We start from the raw sequence: 15,852 nt of genomic DNA on the forward strand, positions 1-15,852 counted from the left end.
ATTGGCGTTCAGATGAGCCAGATTGGATCAACTGAGTGACTGTGTTCTAAAAAGCGCACTTAACTCGTATTAGGTTCACATAAATTCATTCTTGAGCGGTATGCTGAACGCAGAAATTACGTGTGGGAATTGTGATGACCGATGCGAATGAAGGCAGAAACCGGCTGTTAAACGGCTGGCAACTGTCGAAAATGTACACCTTTGAAGTGGCCGCCCGGCATGAGTCCTTCGCGCTGGCGGCGGCGGAGCTGTCGCTCAGCCCCAGCGCGGTGAGCCACCGCATAAACCTGCTGGAAGAGGAGCTGGGCATTCAGCTGTTTGTCCGCTCACACCGTAAAGTGGAGCTGACGCAGGAAGGCAAGCGCGTTTACTGGACGCTGAAATCGTCCCTCGACACCCTGAATCAGGAGATCCTGGATATTAAAAACCAGGCGCTGTCAGGTACGCTAACGGTGTACTCCCGGCCGTCGATCGCCCAGTGCTGGCTGGTGCCGATGCTGGGGGATTTTACCCGCCGCTACCCGTCGATTTCACTTACTATTCTGACTGGTAATGATTACGTCAACATGCAGCGAACCGGCATCGATCTGGCGCTCTATTTCGACGATACGCCGCCAAACCACCTTTCTCATCACTTTTTGATGGATGAAGAGATTTTGCCCGTCTGCTCGCCGGCGTATGCCCGGGAGCATGAACTGCTGAAAAACCCCCATAACCTCAGCCACTGCACGTTACTGCACGACCGTCAGGCCTGGAGCAATGATTCCGGTACGGATGAGTGGCTGAGCTGGGCGCAGCATTACGCGGCGAATATGCCGTTATCATCGGGTATTGGCTTCGATCGCTCTGATTTAGCCATTATCGCGGCCATGAATAATGTGGGGGTAGCGATGGGGAGAAAGCGGCTGGTGCAAAAACGTCTCGAACGAGGGGAGTTGATCGCACCCTTTGATGGGAAAACTCTCAAGTGCCATCAGCATTATTACGTCTCAACGCTTCCCGGCCGTCAGTGGCCGAAAATTGACGCCTTTATCGGCTGGCTAAGAGAACTGGCGGGTTGAAGAATTATTACGCTTTCGCTCTACACCAAATGTGAAAAAGCGTGCTAAATACAGGTAATGCTTTTGATTTATCCAGGGTAAACCGTGTTAAAGCCTTTTATTGCCACTGCGATCTTACTCTCTTCCGGCTGGGCGATTGCCGCTGAGCCGCCGCTGACGGCTGCCCGTTACGCGCAGATGCTGGGCGTCGGAATGGATGTCGACTGGGCACGCACCGAGCGCGGTATCCGCGAGTTCGACCCGCTGGTGGTCCGTGATTTTCAGGCGAAAGGCATACACCATGTCCGTATTCGGGTGGCGGGCGAACCGACGGAAGCGCGGCTGATTCACCTGCGTAAGCTGGTGGAGGCCTGCGAGCAATACGGCGTCATCCCCATCATCGCTTATCAGGCCGATGAATATAAAAACGACCCGAAAGCGGATACCGAAAAAGAGGTGATTAACTGGTGGATTGCCGTGGCGCACTATTTTGGTCAGCGCTCGCCGTTGCTGGGCTTTGACCTGATCTACGAACCGGCGGACAAGCTCAACCACAACGTTGCTTCGCTCAACCGGGTGTATGAGAAAGCGATCAAAGACATTCACGCCATTGATGCCAGCCGCATGATTTTTATCGCCCCTCGTCTGCGCGCCGCGCCGGAGGATTTATCCAGCCTGAAGCTGCCCGCGCACAGCCAGAATTACCTGCTGGCGGAGTGGCATATTTTCCCCTGGGGCCCGCTGAAAACGAACGGTAAATACCCGTGGACGTCCGGAACTGCGGCTGAGAAAGCGGCTATCCGTAACCGAATCAACGCCGCGCTGCACTGGCAACAAAAAACCGGGCATGTGAGCTGGGTTGGCGGCTGGGGGGTGGGCGAATCGAAAAGCCTGACGCCAACCGCCTCGCAGATGGCGTTTGCCACGTTTATGGCGTGCGAGCTGAAACAGGCCAACATCCCGTATGCAATAAACGCCGATGTTCAGTTTTATGACGGGGAAGAGGGGGCGTGGCGGCCTGCCCCAGAGCGGCTATTGCAGGCGATGATTGCGCCCGTCTGTGAAAAGCCCGGCGAGAAGCCGGGCCATCATGCGGTTAAACCGGCTGTTCGTGATGCGAGACACGCGACGCCAGCGGCAGCCAGCACAGCAAAATCAGCAGCCCCATCAGGGTCATCAGCAAGCCTAAACTCGCCTGCCCGGTCTGCGGCATCATAGCCGAAAGCCAGGCCAGCGCGCCGGAACCGATGTTCTGCAAACCGCCCACCAGCGCGCCTGCCGTGCCTGCGAGGAACGGGAACGGCTCCATCGCGCCGCTGGTGGCGAGGGGAAACAGCATGCCCGCGCCGAAGAAGAACAGCGCCGCCGGGATGAGCAACGTCCAGACCGACATCACGTCAAACAGCCCCGGGATCCACATCATCAGCCCGGCCAGCAGACAGCTGATCACCGACTGCCACATCAGCGTGGAGAAACGCTTGTTCGGACGTCCGGCGAACCATGCGCCGAAGAACGCCGCCGGGATCGGCAGAATAAACAGAATACTCACCACCATGCTGCTCAGGCCAAGGCCTGCGCCCAGCAGCACGCCGGAACACGCTTCAAACACCGCAATGCCCGCCAGGCCGCCGATTAGCATCAACAGATAACAGGTAAAGGACCCATTACTGAACAGCGTTTTGTAGCTGGCGATGAGCTTCGTGCGCGGCGCGTCTTTTGGGCGGGTTTCCGGCATCCAGCGCGCCATGCTGAAGGTGACAATAATGCACAGCACCAGCAGGAAGGCGTAACAGGCGCGCCAGGACCAGACGGTGTCCAGCAGACCCCCAATCAGCGGGGCCAGCAGCGGGCTGACCAGAATACCCATATTTAACAGACTGTTGGCGTGACGAAGCTGTGTGCCCTGGTACATATCACGCGGCAGGGTACGCGCCATAACCCCGCCAACGCCGGTGCCCACGCCCTGAAGGGCGCTGGCGGCAATCAGGACGGTCAGGCTGTGAGTGGTAATGGCAATCACCGTCGCTACCATGAAAATGCTCATGCCCACCAGAATGACCGGACGACGCCCGACGCGATCGGACAGGGGACCATAAACCAGCTGTGAAACGCCATAGGTCAGCAGATAGGCTGCCATCACGCTCTGGACTGCACCTTCGCGGACGCTCAGATCTTTTGCCATATCGGCAATCGCCGGAATGTAGATGGTTTGTGCCATCTGCCCGACGGCCACCAGTAACACCAGCATCAACAATAAGTTCACGTTCCGTTGCTTTTTCATGTCGCTGAATACTTTTGCCAAAAGAGATAAATAAAGAATAAGTGACTACGCATTCCCATAAATGCGCGAGGAATCTACCACAGAGAGATGACAATTTAAGCATTACTGTGATGAATGACAGAAGGCGTGAAGGCAGGATTTGTAAACAAGATCGGCAACTAATGTTGCCAGCGAATTACGCCAGGCGCAGCAGGACCGCACCGGCAGCAATACCCAGTGCCGCCGCGATGCGCAGGCCGGCAACCTTCTCTTTTAAAAGCACAAATGCGATTAATGCGCCGAAGAGAATAGAGGTTTCACGCAGTGCCGCGACCACAGCCAGCGGTGCCTGGGTCATCGCCCAGAGTGCCAGACCGTAAGATCCCATCGTCCCGACGCCGCCGAGCAGCCCTTTTTTCCAGTGCAGGCGCAGATAGCTGGACGCTTCGCGACGCCGCGCCACTATTGCCCAGCTCAGCAGACAGAAACCGTTCATGAAGAAGGTCCAGAGCGTGTAGCCCAGCGCAGTGTCCGAGAGTCGCACACCGGTGCCGTCCACCAGGGTATACCCGGCGATAAAACAGGCGTTCAGCAGCGCCAGCCAGATCCCCTTGCGTGACTGCATGCGGTCGTTCATCGCCATGGCCAGAATCGAAAGACAAATGACCCCAATGCCGGACCAGGCAAGCCAGGAGAGATGATCCCCGAGCACCAATACGCTGATCAGCGCCACCAGCAGGGGGGCCGTCCCGCGCATAAGGGGGTAGGTCTGGCTCATGTCGGAGACCTGATAGGTCTTCGCTACCAGCACGGTGTACACCACCTGTAACGCACAGGAGACGAACAAATATGGCCAGCTTGCGGCAGTTGGCTGAGGAGAGAAGGGCAGTAAAATCAGAGCAATAAGCGCGGCTGAACCGCTGACCCCGATCGCCGAGTAGAGCTTATCCGTTCCGGCTTTAACGATGGCGTTCCAGCTGGCATGCAGCAGTGCGGCGAACAGTAAAATGCAGAAAACGGTGATGGTCATGGCGTATCGGTTGGTGAAATGTCATCCAACTGTAACATTCACCCGTCGATGCTGCCAGCCGCTTACACTGCGCAAAAAAGGCGGTGCGTCACCCGGGGTTCGTCTGACACCAGGCTGAAGCCCGCCCGATGGTAAAATCCGTACGCGGTTTCCGGCGCATGGGTATTAAGAAAATCAAACCAGATGCTGGCATCCGCCATCACCACGGTCAAAAGTTGTTTGCCAATGCCCTGCCCACGGCACTTTTCGCTGACGTAGAGATGACGAATACGTCCGGCGCGCGGCTGCTGGCTGAACGGATCGCGGTTGAGGCCGCACACGCCTACCAGCCTGCCGTTAAGAAACGCCCCCAGCAGTTTTTCACCCGGCGCGTTAAAGCGGTTTTCACCCCGCTGCCAGTTCTCTTCAAGCCTGCGCAGCATATTGAAATTCAACGCGATACTCTCCGCCTTCAGGGCGATATACCCGGGTTCATCGGGCGTGACAGGCTCAATTAACAGACGCGACATAGCATTCCCTCGTTATTAAAGAGGGGCGGTTGCCCGCCCCTCTCAGGTGCGACTTGAACCTGAATCACCGAACGTATTTCAGGACAGCATCAAGCAGTTGCAATACAGCAACAATGAGTTTGAGGACAAGTATGACCATATCCACGACGCTCATACGCGTCTCCTTTTGGTTAAAAGGAGCACGATGCTGGCGTACCTTTCCGCCGCCTGTGGCCAGCACCTGGATTGACGTAACACAGTGTGCTCACTTCAGGGGTTAAGGCACTGACGGCACCACCCGTTTCAGCCAGGACTTCGTTGCGCCGGTAAACTGCGGCCCCCTCGCTCACTGCGAACACCCTCAGTATAGATAAATACTGTATGCATGAACAGTATTTTATGGACAAAATTTGGAAGGCGATCCATACTCAAAAACGTCAAAATCCGTGCCGGAATTGCGCGTTCGTCTTCGATCGCGTATACTTTTCGCGTTGACGTAACACAGTGTGTTCTGCGGCAACCAACCGCAAAACCCTGATAAAAACCTCGCTTAGGCGGGGTTTTTTGTTTTCTGACGAAGTGAAAATAGTATCCTTCGTTGACTTATTGGCAACAGGTGTTATCGTTGCCATAATGGCAATGGACGCGGCAGGCAAGCAGGATGCATTTAATCTCAATGAAGGCAATTTTGGATGCGGTAAGCCAGTTCCCGCAACACAGAGAAGAGCTTCTCTTTTTAGGACGAGTTATTGAAAAGAGCCACTGCCCGACGCCCGCTGCACTGAGAAAACTTTTCCCAACGCTGGATAACTTTAAGTATCTTGATAAGCATTATGTTATTGATATTGCAAATAACAATCTCAGAGTAGTGGCTCTCATATTCTTTGAAAGCCAAAAGTTTTATGTGCGCCATGTTTTTACTCATAAGGAATATGACCGTTTTACGGAGAAACATCGCACTAAGGGGAAGAAATGATGATCGTCGCTGATGCAATGAAAGCTACGCACGCCCTTGTTGCGGCCGTTCCTTTACTGGGTGAACAGCCGAGCGAGAAAGATTATAAGGATGCGCTTGAGCTGGTTGAGTATCTCCTTATGAACGAGCCCAATAGCCCCTTGCTGGATATTGTGTGCGCCAGAATTAGCCGTTACGAAGCTAATCGGCCAGAGATAGTCGCATTACGCAAGGAGATGGAGTCCGTTCCCGTCGGAATTGCAGTTTTAAGAACCTTGATGGATCAATACAATCTGACGATATCGGATTTTAAGGATGAAATTGGTAGTAAATCGATGGTTTCACGGGTTCTGAATGGTCAGAGACAGCTTACCCTGAACCATATTAAAAAGCTGGCGGCCAGATTTGGGGTATCACCTGCGTTATTTATTGAATGAGTAAAAACCCTTTATTGAGTGTCACCACCCAACAAACGAAACGTGATCCCTGACGCATTTTTGCGCAGATGAAAATATTTCCATTGTCACATCCGAAAACCTGTGTTTGTATAAATTCAATCAATGATTCCAAACACAGGTCCCCAATGACTTCATCCATCTTCACGTCGACCCTACTAAAAACTGCGCAACCTGCCGCAGTGGTCGTCGTGCGTGTGGTGGTGGTCGTCGGCAATGCGCCGTAGGGACTGGATCAACACACGAATCCAAAACCCCGCCGGCGCAAACCGGGCGGGGTTTTTCGTTTAGGACCCCTCCCGGATACGCTAAGTAGTTCGGGTTGCAGGAAGGCGGCAAGTGAGCGAATCCCCAGGAGCGTACATAGGTACGTGACTGGGGTGAGGGAACGCAGCCAACGCATCTGCAACCTGAAATACGACGCGTAAAGCTGGCTCAGAAGAAAAGGACTGGAGCATGGCAAGTTCGGGCACAACATCCACCAAGACGCGTTTTACAGGCGCGCAGCTGATTGTTCATTTACTGGAACGACAGGGCATCACCACCGTTGCGGGCATCCCGGGTGGGACCGTACTGCCGCTGTATGATGCGTTAAGCCAAAGCACACAGATCCGCCACGTGCTGGCGCGCCACGAGCAGGGCGCAGGCTTTATCGCCCAGGGCATGGCGCGTACCCAGGGTAAACCGGCGGTCTGTATGGCCTGTAGCGGGCCGGGCGCCACTAACCTGGTGACCGCCATCGCCGACGCGCGTCTCGACTCCATTCCGCTGATCTGCATTACCGGCCAGGTGCCGTCCTCGATGATCGGCACCGATGCGTTCCAGGAAGTCGACACCTACGGCATCTCTATCCCCATCACCAAACATAACTATTTAGTTCGCGATATCAGCGAGCTGCCTCAGGTTATCAGCGATGCGTTCCGCATTGCGCAGTCTGGCCGCCCGGGCCCGGTGTGGATAGACATTCCTAAGGATGTCCAGACCGCAGAAATTGAGATCGACGTTCTGCCGGAGCCGGGTGACCGTGCCCCCGCGCCAGAATTCAGCGCTGAGAGCGTGCGCGATGCGGCGGCGATGATCAACGCCGCCAAACGCCCGGTGCTCTATCTGGGCGGCGGGACGATCAACGCCGCGGATGAAATCCGCCAGTTCGCTGAAAAAGCTAATTTGCCCACCACTATGACCCTGATGGCGCTGGGTATGCTGCCAAAAGCGCACCCGCTCTCTCTCGGCATGCTGGGCATGCACGGCGCGCGCAGCACCAACTACATCCTGCAAGAGGCGGATTTGCTGATAGTTATGGGGGCGCGTTTTGATGACCGGGCGATTGGCAAAACCGAGCAGTTCTGCCCGAACGCCAAAATCATTCACGTGGATATCGACCGCGCCGAGCTGGGTAAAATCAAGCAGCCGCACGTGGCGATCCAGGGCGACGTGGCCGAGGTGCTGGCGCAGCTGATCCCGCAGACGGAGGCAACCGACCGCGCCGACTGGCGCCAGCTGGTGGCCGATCTGCAACGGGAGTTCCCGGGCGCTATCCCAACCGAGGGCGACCCGCTGAGCCACTATGGTCTTATCAACGCCGTCGCCGCCTGCGTGGATGACAGCGCGATTATCACCACCGACGTCGGCCAGCATCAGATGTGGACCGCCCAGGCGTATCCGCTGAACCGTCCGCGCCAGTGGCTGACCTCCGGCGGCCTTGGCACCATGGGCTTCGGCCTGCCAGCAGCGGTTGGCGCGGCGCTCGCCAACCCGGACCGCAAGGTGATCTGCTTCTCCGGTGACGGCAGCCTGATGATGAATATTCAGGAGATGGCGACGGCGGCCGAAAACCAGTTAGACGTTAAAATCATTCTGATGAACAACGAGGCGCTGGGTCTGGTGCACCAGCAGCAGAGCCTGTTCTACAAGCAGGGCGTGTTTGCGGCGACCTATCCGGGGATGATCAACTTCATGCAGATTGCCGCTGGTTTTGGCCTTCACACCTGCGATCTGAACGCCGAAGAAGATGCCCACGCGGCGTTGCAGGATGCGATTTCTCGCCCTGGCCCGGCGCTGATCCACGTGCGTATCGACCCTGAACAAAAAGTGTATCCGATGGTGCCGCCGGGTGCGGCAAATACTGAGATGGTGGGGGAATAAGCTATGCAGAAACAATGTGATAACGTCATTCTGGAACTCACCGTCCGCAACCACCCAGGCGTCATGACCCACGTCTGTGGGCTCTTTGCCCGTCGGGCGTTTAACGTGGAAGGCATTCTGTGCCTGCCGATTCAGGGCAGCGAGCACAGCCGCATCTGGCTACTGGTGAACGACGACCAGCGTCTGGAGCAGATGATGGCGCAGATCGACAAGCTGGAGGACGTCACCAAAGTGGCACGCAACCAGTCCGATCCCACCATGTTTAACAAAATTGCGGTGTTTTTTGAGTAAATCACTTAAGGTAAGAGGCTTTTGCCGGATGGCGCTGCGCTTATCCGGCCTACAAGGACGTTACACGTAGGCCGGATAAGGCGTTTGCGCCGCCATCCGGCGCGTTAACGCATCAGGATCAAACCATGACCACCATCGCCCTTATCGACGACCACCTTATCGTTCGCTCCGGCTTTGCCCAGCTTTTAAACCTCGAACCGGATTTTCAGGTCGTGGCCGAGTTTGGCTCAGGACGCGAGGCGCTGGCGGGCCTGCCGGGGCGCGGGGTGCAGGTCTGTATCTGCGATATCTCCATGCCGGACCTCTCCGGGCTGGAGCTGTTAAGCCAGCTGCCGAAAGGGATGGCGACGATCATGCTCTCGGTCCACGACAGCCCGGCGCTGGTCGAGCAGGCGCTCAACGCGGGGGCGCGCGGGTTTCTCTCTAAACGCTGTAGCCCGGACGAGCTGATTGCCGCCGTGCGCACCGTCTCCACCGGCGGCTGCTACCTGACGCCGGATATTGCCATCAAGCTGGCGGCGGGACGGCAGGATCCGCTCACCAGACGCGAGCGCCAGGTTGCGGAAAAACTCGCGCAGGGCATGTCGGTAAAAGAGATTGCCGCGGATCTGGATCTGTCCCCGAAAACCGTTCACGTTCATCGCGCCAACCTGATGGAAAAACTCAACGTCAGTAACGATGTCGAGCTGGCGCGCCGTATGTTTGACAGCTGGCAATGAATTCCTTGTTTTCGCGGCTGATCGCCGTTGTTGCCAGCTTTTTCATCTTCTCCGCCGCGTGGTTCTGTATGTGGAGTATCAGCCTGCATCTTGTCGAGCGCCCGGAGCTGGCGGTGCTGCTGTTCCCCTTTGGCCTGCGGCTGGGGCTAATGCTGCAATGCCCGCGCGGCTACTGGCCGGTGCTGCTGGGCGCAGAGTGGCTGATGCTGATCTGGCTGGCGCAGGAAGTGGACCTCGCGCACCTGCCTTTATTGATGACCGGAAGCCTGCTCACGCTTATCCCGGTCGCCCTGATTTCCCGCTACCGTCACCAGCGCGACTGGCGCACGCTGCTGCGTCAGGGTGCGGCGCTGATTGCCGCCGCGCTGTTGCAGTCCCTGCCGTGGGTGGGTGAAAAGGAGGGGCTCAACGCCCTGCTGCTGACCCTCACCGGCGGCCTGACGCTGGCCCCGACCTGCCTTGTGATCTGGCATTACCTTACCAGCACCGTCTGGCAGCCGCTCGGCCCGGCGCTGGTCTCCCAGCCGGTGAACTGGCGCGCCCGGCACCTGATCTGGTATCTGCTGCTGTTTGTGGTGAGCCTGTGGTTGCAGCTTGGTCTGCCCGCTGAATTATCACGCTTTACGCCGTTTTGTCTGGCGCTGCCGATCATCGCCCTTGCCTGGCATTACGGCTGGCAGGGCGCATTGATCGCCACGCTGATGAACGCCATCGCGCTGATTGCCAGCCAGACCTGGCACGATCACCCGGTAGATCTGCTGCTCTCGCTGCTGGCCCAGAGCCTGACCGGGCTGCTGCTCGGCGCGGGCATACAGCGCCTGCGCGAGCTGAACCAGTCTCTGCAAGCCGAGCTGGCGCGCAACCGCCGTCTGGCGGAGCGTCTGCTGGAGACGGAAGAGAGCGTGCGCCAGGAGGTTGCTCGCGAGCTGCACGATGACATCGGCCAGACCATCACCGCCATCCGCACCCAGGCGGGCATTGTTCAGCGCCTGGCGGCAGAAAACGCGGGCGTGAAGCAGGGCGGGGCGCATATCGAACAGCTTTCGCTGGGTGTCTATGACTCCGTTCGTCGCCTGTTAGGGCGGCTGCGCCCGCGCCAGCTTGACGATCTCTCGCTCGAGCAGGCAATACGCTCTCTGATGCGCGAGATGGAGCTGGAGAGCCGCGGGATTGTCAGCCATCTCGACTGGCGCATCAATGAAGCTACCCTGAGCGAAGGCCAGCGCGTGACCCTTTTCCGCGTCTGCCAGGAAGGGCTGAACAACATCGTCAAACACGCCAGCGCCAGCGCGGTAACGATCCAGGGCTGGCAGCAGGACGAGCGCCTGATGCTGGTGATTGAAGACGACGGCTGCGGCCTGCCGCCGGGCTCCGGCCAGCAGGGGTTTGGCCTGGCGGGCATGCGCGAGCGCGTAAAGGCGCTGGGCGGCACGCTGAACATCTCCTGCACCCACGGGACGCGCGTCAGCGTCAGTTTGCCGTTAAGGACGCACCATGTTTAAAACCCCCGCCAGCGCCGCCCCGCTAAGCAACAAAGCGGAAATCGATGCCCGCTACCGCTACTGGCGTCGCCATATCCTGATTACCATCTGGCTCGGCTACGCGCTGTTCTATTTCACCCGCAAAAGCTTCAACGCCGCCGCACCGGAAATCCTCGCCAGCGGCGTGATGACGCGCACCGATATCGGCCTGCTGGCGACGCTGTTTTACATCACCTACGGCCTGTCGAAGTTCTTCTCCGGCATCGTCAGCGACCGTTCCAACGCGCGCTATTTTATGGGTGTTGGGCTGATCGCCACCGGCGTGGTGAACATCCTGTTTGGCTTCTCCACCTCGCTGTGGGCCTTCGCCCTGCTGTGGGCGCTGAACGCCTTTTTCCAGGGCTGGGGCGCGCCGGTCTGCGCCCGCCTGCTCACCGCCTGGTACTCACGCAACGAGCGCGGCGGCTGGTGGGCGATATGGAATACCGCGCATAACGTCGGCGGGGCGCTGATCCCGATGGTGGTCGGCGCGGCGGCGCTGCACTACGGCTGGCGCGCGGGGATGATGATTGCCGGTGGCCTCGCGATTGTCGCCGGGCTGTTCCTCTGCTGGCGCCTGCGCGACAGGCCGCAAACCGTCGGCCTTCCACCGGTGGGCGACTGGCGGCACGACGAGATGGAGATCGCCCAGCAGCAGGAAGGCGCGGGGCTGTCCCGCCAGGAGATCCTCACCAAATACGTGCTGAAAAACCCCTACATCTGGCTGCTGTCGCTCTGCTACGTGCTGGTCTACGTGGTGCGCGCGGCCATCAACGACTGGGGCAACCTGTACATGTCCGAAACTCTCGGCGTGGACCTGGTGACCGCCAACTCGGCGGTGACCATGTTTGAACTGGGCGGGTTTATCGGCGCGCTGGTGGCGGGCTGGGGCTCGGACAAGCTGTTCAACGGCAACCGCGGCCCGATGAACCTGATCTTCGCCGCCGGGATTTTGCTCTCCGTCGGCTCGCTGTGGCTGATGCCGTTCGCCAGCTACGTGATGCAGGCGGCGTGCTTCTTCACCATCGGCTTCTTCGTCTTTGGCCCGCAGATGCTGATCGGCATGGCGGCGGCGGAGTGTTCCCACAAAGAGGCGGCAGGTGCGGCGACGGGCTTTGTCGGGCTGTTTGCCTACCTCGGCGCATCGCTCTCCGGCTGGCCGCTGGCGCGGGTGATCGACGTCTGGCACTGGAGCGGGTTCTTCGCGGTGATCGCCATCGCGGCGGGCATCTCCGCCCTGCTGCTGCTGCCGTTTTTGCACGCGCAGGCACCGCGCGAAGCGTGACGCGTCTCACCTTTTGCTGCCGAGACGCGCAAAACTAAGAAATTTTCCCGGTTTCACCTGGACGCTGTCTCAGGCATCTCTCCTGGCTGGTTTTTACAATGCTGCAAAAATCAGCTCAGGAGTAACTCAGTCATGCTGGCCTTCTTAAATCAGGTGCGCAAGCCGACCCTGGATCTGCCGCTCGACGTGCGGCGCAAGATGTGGTTCAAACCGTTCATGCAGTCCTATCTGGTGGTCTTCATCGGCTACCTGACCATGTACCTGATCCGCAAAAACTTTAACATCGCGCAGAACGACATGATCTCCACCTACGGGCTGAGCATGACGCAGCTGGGGATGATTGGCCTGGGCTTCTCCATCACCTACGGCGTGGGGAAAACGGTTGTGTCCTACTACGCGGACGGCAAAAACACCAAGCAGTTTCTGCCGTTTATGCTGATCCTCTCTGCCATCTGTATGCTCGGCTTCAGCGCCAGCATGGGCGCGGGCTCCGTCAGCCTGTTCCTGATGATCGCCTTCTACGCCCTGAGCGGATTCTTCCAGAGTACCGGCGGGTCGTGCAGCTACTCCACCATCACCAAATGGACCCCGCGCCGCAAGCGGGGTTCGTACCTCGGCATGTGGAACATCTCCCACAACCTCGGCGGAGCGGGCGCGGCCGGCGTGGCGCTGTTCGGTGCGAACTACCTGTTCGACGGCCACGTGATCGGCATGTTTATCTTCCCGTCGATTATCGCCCTGATTGTCGGCTTTATCGGCCTGCGCTACGGCAGCGATTCCCCGGAATCCTACGGCCTCGGCAAAGCTGAAGAGCTGTTCGGGGAGGAGATCAGCGAGGAGGACAAAGAGACCGAAGAAAACGAGATGTCCAAATGGCAGATCTTTGTTGAGTACGTGCTGAAAAACAAAGTGATCTGGCTGCTCTGCTTCTCGAACATCTTCCTGTACGTGGTGCGCATCGGTATCGACCAGTGGTCCACCGTGTATGCCTTCCAGGAGCTGAAGCTCTCTAAGGAAGTGGCGATTCAGGGCTTCACCCTGTTCGAAGTGGGCGCGCTGGTCGGCACCCTGCTGTGGGGCTGGCTCTCCGATCTTGCCAACGGCCGTCGCGCGCTGGTGGCCTGCGTCGCGCTGGCGCTGATTATCGCCACCCTCGGCGTCTACCAGCACGCCAGCAACCAGTACGTTTACCTGGCGTCGCTGTTTGCGCTCGGCTTCCTGGTGTTCGGTCCGCAGCTGCTGATCGGCGTGGCGGCGGTTGGCTTTGTGCCGAAAAAAGCGATCGGCGCAGCCGATGGGATTAAGGGCACCTTCGCCTACCTGATCGGCGACAGCTTCGCCAAGCTCGGTCTGGGCATGATCGCCGACGGCACGCCAATTTTCGGCCTCACCGGCTGGGCGGGCACTTTCGCCGCGCTGGATGCGGCAGCGATTGGCTGTATCGTCCTGATGGCGATGGTTGCGGTGCTGGAAGAGCGTAAGATCCGCCGCGAGAATCGTGCGCAGAAATTAAAAGTAGCCTGAGTGTGCAGGTAACTTCTTTGCCCGGTGTGTGATGCCGGGCTTTTTTATTTTTCACGGCCTGCCTTTTACCTTTACCCCGCTTTACACACCCGCTCCCCCGTATGCTCTACAGTTTTTTTTGCTGCCGCCTTTCGTGCAGCCTTAGCCCTTTTTGCTAACGGAGAGCTTGCATGTTGACCCGACGATTGTCCTGCCTGGCGCTGTTGATGGCGCTGGCCTCCCCCGCAATGGCCGCGGATGCCCCCACCTACGGCGAGAAGCTGGAAGGTTTTGACTACGGCTGGCCGGTAAAACACTTTGCCTTTACCTCGCAGAACCAGCCTCTGGATATGGCTTACCTGGACGTGAAGCCGGAAAAACCCAACGGCCGCACCGTGGTGCTGATGCACGGCAAAAACTTCTGCGCTGGCACCTGGGACAGCACGATCCGCGCGCTTTCAGCCAGCGGGTATCGCGTGATCGCACCCGACCAGATCGGCTTCTGCAAATCCACCAAGCCGGAGCATTATCAGTACACCTTCCAGCAGCTGGCGGATAACACCCACGCGCTGCTGAAAACGCTCGGCGTTGATCGCGTGACGGTCATCGGCCACTCGACCGGCGGCATGCTGGCGACCCGCTACGCGCTGATGTGGCCGCAGCAGGTGGAGCAGCTGGTGATGGTGAACCCAATAGGGCTTGAAGACTGGAAAGCGCGCGGCGTGCCGCATATTACGGTCGACCAGTGGTACCAGCGTGAGCTGAAGGTCAGTGCCGACGGTGTTCGTCAGTACGAGAAAAACACCTACTACGCCGGGGAGTGGAAGCCGGAGTACGAGCGCTGGGTCACCATGCTTGCCGGGTTAAACAACGGGCCGGGCAAAGCGCGCGTGGCGTGGAACTCGGCGCTGCTCTACGACATGATTTATACCCAGCCGGTCGTCTATGAATTTAGCGAGCTGAAGATGCCGGTATTATTGATGATCGGCACGAAGGACAACACCGCCATCGGGAAGGATCTCGCCCCACCGGAGATCCGCAAGACGCTCGGCAATTACGCGGTGCTGGGTAAAGAGACGGCGAAGCGCATTCCGCACGCGACGCTGGTTGAATTTAACGACATGGGCCACGCGCCGCAGATGCAGGATCCTGCCCGCTTCCACGAGGCGCTGCTGAAAGGGCTTCAGGCGCGCTGACTGGTCTCCAGCAACAGCCCGCGCAGCCACGCCTGCGCGAGGTTGCGGTGCGTTCTGCCGTGCCAGGCCATGCTTTTGGTAAAACCGGGCACGGGAACCGGCGTCTCGCAGACGAACATCCCCGTCTGCTTTTCCGCTATGCGTGATGGCACAACGGCAATCATATCGCTGAGGGCCAGCACGTCCGGCAGGACTAAAAAGTTACTCACTGATAAGCCAACATGCCGCGTTCGGCCAGTTTTCTCCAGCGCGCCATCCGTTACGCCGCGAAAACCGTCGCCCTCGTAAGAGACCAGCACATGCTCCAGGGCGCAAAACCGGTCTAACGTCATGGGCTGTCCGGCATCCGGATGGTCGGCACGCATCATGCAAACGTACCGTTCATCATAAAGCGCCCGGCTGTGAAGCTCATCTGGCGTGGTGTGCGGGGTGATCAGCGCCACGTCGACAGAGCCTTGTTCGAGCTGGCTGACCAGACGGTCAGATTCCACAGGCACCACGCGCACGCGAATACCCGGCGCCTGTACCTTAAGCGCAGCGATAAACGGCACGACGACCGCGCGCAGGGCGTAGTCGGTCGCGGCAAGCGTGAAGGTGAACGTTGCGGTGAGCGGATCAAAGGCGATCGGCTGAAGCAGCTCGTCGATATCTGCCAGAATGCGTTTGACGGGAGCCGCCATTGCTTCCGCCCGGGTGGTAGGCACGATGCCGTGCGGCGCGCGGATAAACAGCGGGTCTTCAAAGTAATCCCGCAGGCGGTTAAGCATGCCGCTTACCGCTGGCTGGGTCAGGGCAAGACGCGCCGCCGCGCGGGTGACGCTGCGTTCGTCCAGCAGGGCATCCAGCGTTTTCAGCAGGTTAAGATCCAGCGTGCGCAGATCCGCTTTCATGATGTTTTTCCACCTCTTTTCCGTTTACTATTATGGCGCTGCCCGCTGTTGACGCGCTGCGTTTCCCGCTATGAT

General features: G+C 58.5%; 16 protein-coding genes and 1 pseudogene. 12 read left to right on the plus strand and 5 right to left on the minus strand.

The genetic code is table 11. The annotated features are described in order from the left end of the window. The first annotated feature begins 134 nt into the window (after positions 1-134). Both dsdC and RS584_RS00130 read left to right on the plus strand, forming a co-directional pair. On the plus strand, positions 135-1,061 hold the full coding sequence (dsdC, locus tag RS584_RS00125) for a DNA-binding transcriptional regulator DsdC (RefSeq protein WP_023302824.1): 927 nt from the start codon (positions 135-137) through the stop codon (positions 1,059-1,061). Positions 1,062-1,145: 84 nt separating this feature from the next. Next, positions 1,146-2,231: pseudogene (locus RS584_RS00130) on the plus strand (cellulase family glycosylhydrolase); the annotation flags it as partial. Here RS584_RS00130 and emrD read toward each other — a convergent pair. The 4 genes from emrD to tisB form a co-directional block, all read right to left on the minus strand. Then, a complete protein-coding gene (gene emrD / locus RS584_RS00135; protein WP_315748738.1) occupies positions 2,137-3,321 on the minus strand; it encodes a multidrug efflux MFS transporter EmrD in 1,185 nt (394 codons plus the stop codon). The pseudogene RS584_RS00130 and the gene emrD sit on opposite strands and share 95 nt — an antisense overlap. Before the next feature lie 175 nt (positions 3,322-3,496). Continuing rightward, positions 3,497-4,330 carry a DMT family transporter gene (locus RS584_RS00140; protein ID WP_315748740.1) on the minus strand — a complete coding sequence of 278 codons (834 nt, stop codon included), beginning with the start codon at positions 4,328-4,330 and terminating at the stop codon, positions 3,497-3,499. 62 nt (positions 4,331-4,392) lie between these two features. Continuing rightward, positions 4,393-4,839, minus strand: a complete 447-nt coding sequence (locus RS584_RS00145) for a GNAT family N-acetyltransferase (RefSeq protein ID WP_144427615.1) — start codon at positions 4,837-4,839, stop codon at positions 4,393-4,395. A 64-nt stretch (positions 4,840-4,903) separates the two neighbouring features. Further along, a complete protein-coding gene (gene tisB, locus RS584_RS23365; protein WP_017383683.1) occupies positions 4,904-4,993 on the minus strand; it encodes a type I toxin-antitoxin system toxin TisB in 90 nt (29 codons plus the stop codon). Between the two features lie 486 nt (positions 4,994-5,479). Here tisB and RS584_RS00150 point away from each other — a divergent pair, with 486 nt between their 5' ends. From RS584_RS00150 to RS584_RS00195, 10 genes are all read left to right on the plus strand, one after another. After that, on the plus strand, positions 5,480-5,794 hold the full coding sequence (locus RS584_RS00150; RefSeq protein WP_023302825.1) for a type II toxin-antitoxin system HigB family toxin: 315 nt from the start codon (positions 5,480-5,482) through the stop codon (positions 5,792-5,794). Next, positions 5,791-6,210 (plus strand): type II toxin-antitoxin system HigA family antitoxin, encoded by a 420-nt coding sequence (locus tag RS584_RS00155; protein ID WP_023323924.1) that lies wholly within the window; start codon positions 5,791-5,793, stop codon positions 6,208-6,210. Before RS584_RS00150 ends, RS584_RS00155 begins: the two co-directional genes overlap by 4 nt. 146 nt (positions 6,211-6,356) lie before the next feature. Then, positions 6,357-6,455 (plus strand): ilvB operon leader peptide IvbL, encoded by a 99-nt coding sequence (ivbL, locus tag RS584_RS00160; RefSeq protein ID WP_057979964.1) that lies wholly within the window; start codon positions 6,357-6,359, stop codon positions 6,453-6,455. Between the two features lie 229 nt (positions 6,456-6,684). Continuing rightward, the gene (gene ilvB / locus RS584_RS00165) at positions 6,685-8,373 is read left to right on the plus strand and encodes an acetolactate synthase large subunit (protein WP_015570114.1); all 1,689 of its coding nucleotides are present in this window, start codon (positions 6,685-6,687) and stop codon (positions 8,371-8,373) included. Positions 8,374-8,376: 3 nt separating this feature from the next. Continuing rightward, complete coding sequence (gene ilvN, locus RS584_RS00170; RefSeq protein ID WP_015570113.1) at positions 8,377-8,664, plus strand: acetolactate synthase small subunit; 288 nt, start codon at positions 8,377-8,379, stop codon at positions 8,662-8,664. 125 nt (positions 8,665-8,789) lie between these two features. Continuing rightward, positions 8,790-9,383 (plus strand): transcriptional regulator UhpA, encoded by a 594-nt coding sequence (gene uhpA, locus RS584_RS00175; protein ID WP_315748742.1) that lies wholly within the window; start codon positions 8,790-8,792, stop codon positions 9,381-9,383. Further along, positions 9,380-10,885 (plus strand): signal transduction histidine-protein kinase/phosphatase UhpB, encoded by a 1,506-nt coding sequence (gene uhpB / locus RS584_RS00180; protein WP_315748743.1) that lies wholly within the window; start codon positions 9,380-9,382, stop codon positions 10,883-10,885. Before uhpA ends, uhpB begins: the two co-directional genes overlap by 4 nt. Then, positions 10,878-12,188: an MFS transporter gene (locus tag RS584_RS00185; RefSeq protein ID WP_017383677.1), complete on the plus strand. Its 1,311-nt coding sequence runs from the start codon at positions 10,878-10,880 to the stop codon at positions 12,186-12,188. The genes uhpB and RS584_RS00185 overlap by 8 nt, the downstream gene beginning before the upstream one ends. A 132-nt stretch (positions 12,189-12,320) precedes the next feature. Next, positions 12,321-13,712: a hexose-6-phosphate:phosphate antiporter gene (gene uhpT, locus RS584_RS00190; protein ID WP_006808805.1), complete on the plus strand. Its 1,392-nt coding sequence runs from the start codon at positions 12,321-12,323 to the stop codon at positions 13,710-13,712. 170 nt (positions 13,713-13,882) lie between these two features. Next, complete coding sequence (locus tag RS584_RS00195; RefSeq protein WP_315748744.1) at positions 13,883-14,887, plus strand: alpha/beta hydrolase; 1,005 nt, start codon at positions 13,883-13,885, stop codon at positions 14,885-14,887. On the opposite strand, the gene RS584_RS00200 is transcribed toward RS584_RS00195, so the two are convergent. Next, positions 14,875-15,777, minus strand: a complete 903-nt coding sequence (locus tag RS584_RS00200) for a LysR family transcriptional regulator (protein WP_015570111.1) — start codon at positions 15,775-15,777, stop codon at positions 14,875-14,877. The genes RS584_RS00195 and RS584_RS00200 overlap by 13 nt on opposite strands. Positions 15,778-15,852: the final 75 nt, after the last annotated feature.

Source organism: Enterobacter sp. DTU_2021_1002640_1_SI_PRY_ASU_LCPMC_013 (assembly GCF_032389435.1).
Lineage (GTDB): Bacteria > Pseudomonadota > Gammaproteobacteria > Enterobacterales > Enterobacteriaceae > Enterobacter > Enterobacter hormaechei_C.

Coding starts and splice junctions, on each gene's coding strand:
- uhpB (WP_315748743.1), top strand. CDS start 9,380: ATGAATTCCTTGTTTTCGCGGCTGATCGCCGTTGTTGCCAGCTTTTTC.
- RS584_RS00185 (WP_017383677.1), top strand. CDS start 10,878: ATGTTTAAAACCCCCGCCAGCGCCGCCCCGCTAAGCAACAAAGCGGAA.
- ilvN (WP_015570113.1), top strand. CDS start 8,377: ATGCAGAAACAATGTGATAACGTCATTCTGGAACTCACCGTCCGCAAC.
- RS584_RS00195 (WP_315748744.1), top strand. CDS start 13,883: ATGTTGACCCGACGATTGTCCTGCCTGGCGCTGTTGATGGCGCTGGCC.
- RS584_RS00200 (WP_015570111.1), bottom strand. CDS start 15,777: ATGAAAGCGGATCTGCGCACGCTGGATCTTAACCTGCTGAAAACGCTG.
- tisB (WP_017383683.1), bottom strand. CDS start 4,993: ATGAGCGTCGTGGATATGGTCATACTTGTCCTCAAACTCATTGTTGCT.
- RS584_RS00155 (WP_023323924.1), top strand. CDS start 5,791: ATGATGATCGTCGCTGATGCAATGAAAGCTACGCACGCCCTTGTTGCG.
- dsdC (WP_023302824.1), top strand. CDS start 135: ATGACCGATGCGAATGAAGGCAGAAACCGGCTGTTAAACGGCTGGCAA.
- uhpA (WP_315748742.1), top strand. CDS start 8,790: ATGACCACCATCGCCCTTATCGACGACCACCTTATCGTTCGCTCCGGC.
- RS584_RS00140 (WP_315748740.1), bottom strand. CDS start 4,330: ATGACCATCACCGTTTTCTGCATTTTACTGTTCGCCGCACTGCTGCAT.
- emrD (WP_315748738.1), bottom strand. CDS start 3,321: ATGAAAAAGCAACGGAACGTGAACTTATTGTTGATGCTGGTGTTACTG.
- uhpT (WP_006808805.1), top strand. CDS start 12,321: ATGCTGGCCTTCTTAAATCAGGTGCGCAAGCCGACCCTGGATCTGCCG.
- RS584_RS00150 (WP_023302825.1), top strand. CDS start 5,480: ATGCATTTAATCTCAATGAAGGCAATTTTGGATGCGGTAAGCCAGTTC.
- ivbL (WP_057979964.1), top strand. CDS start 6,357: ATGACTTCATCCATCTTCACGTCGACCCTACTAAAAACTGCGCAACCT.
- ilvB (WP_015570114.1), top strand. CDS start 6,685: ATGGCAAGTTCGGGCACAACATCCACCAAGACGCGTTTTACAGGCGCG.
- RS584_RS00145 (WP_144427615.1), bottom strand. CDS start 4,839: ATGTCGCGTCTGTTAATTGAGCCTGTCACGCCCGATGAACCCGGGTAT.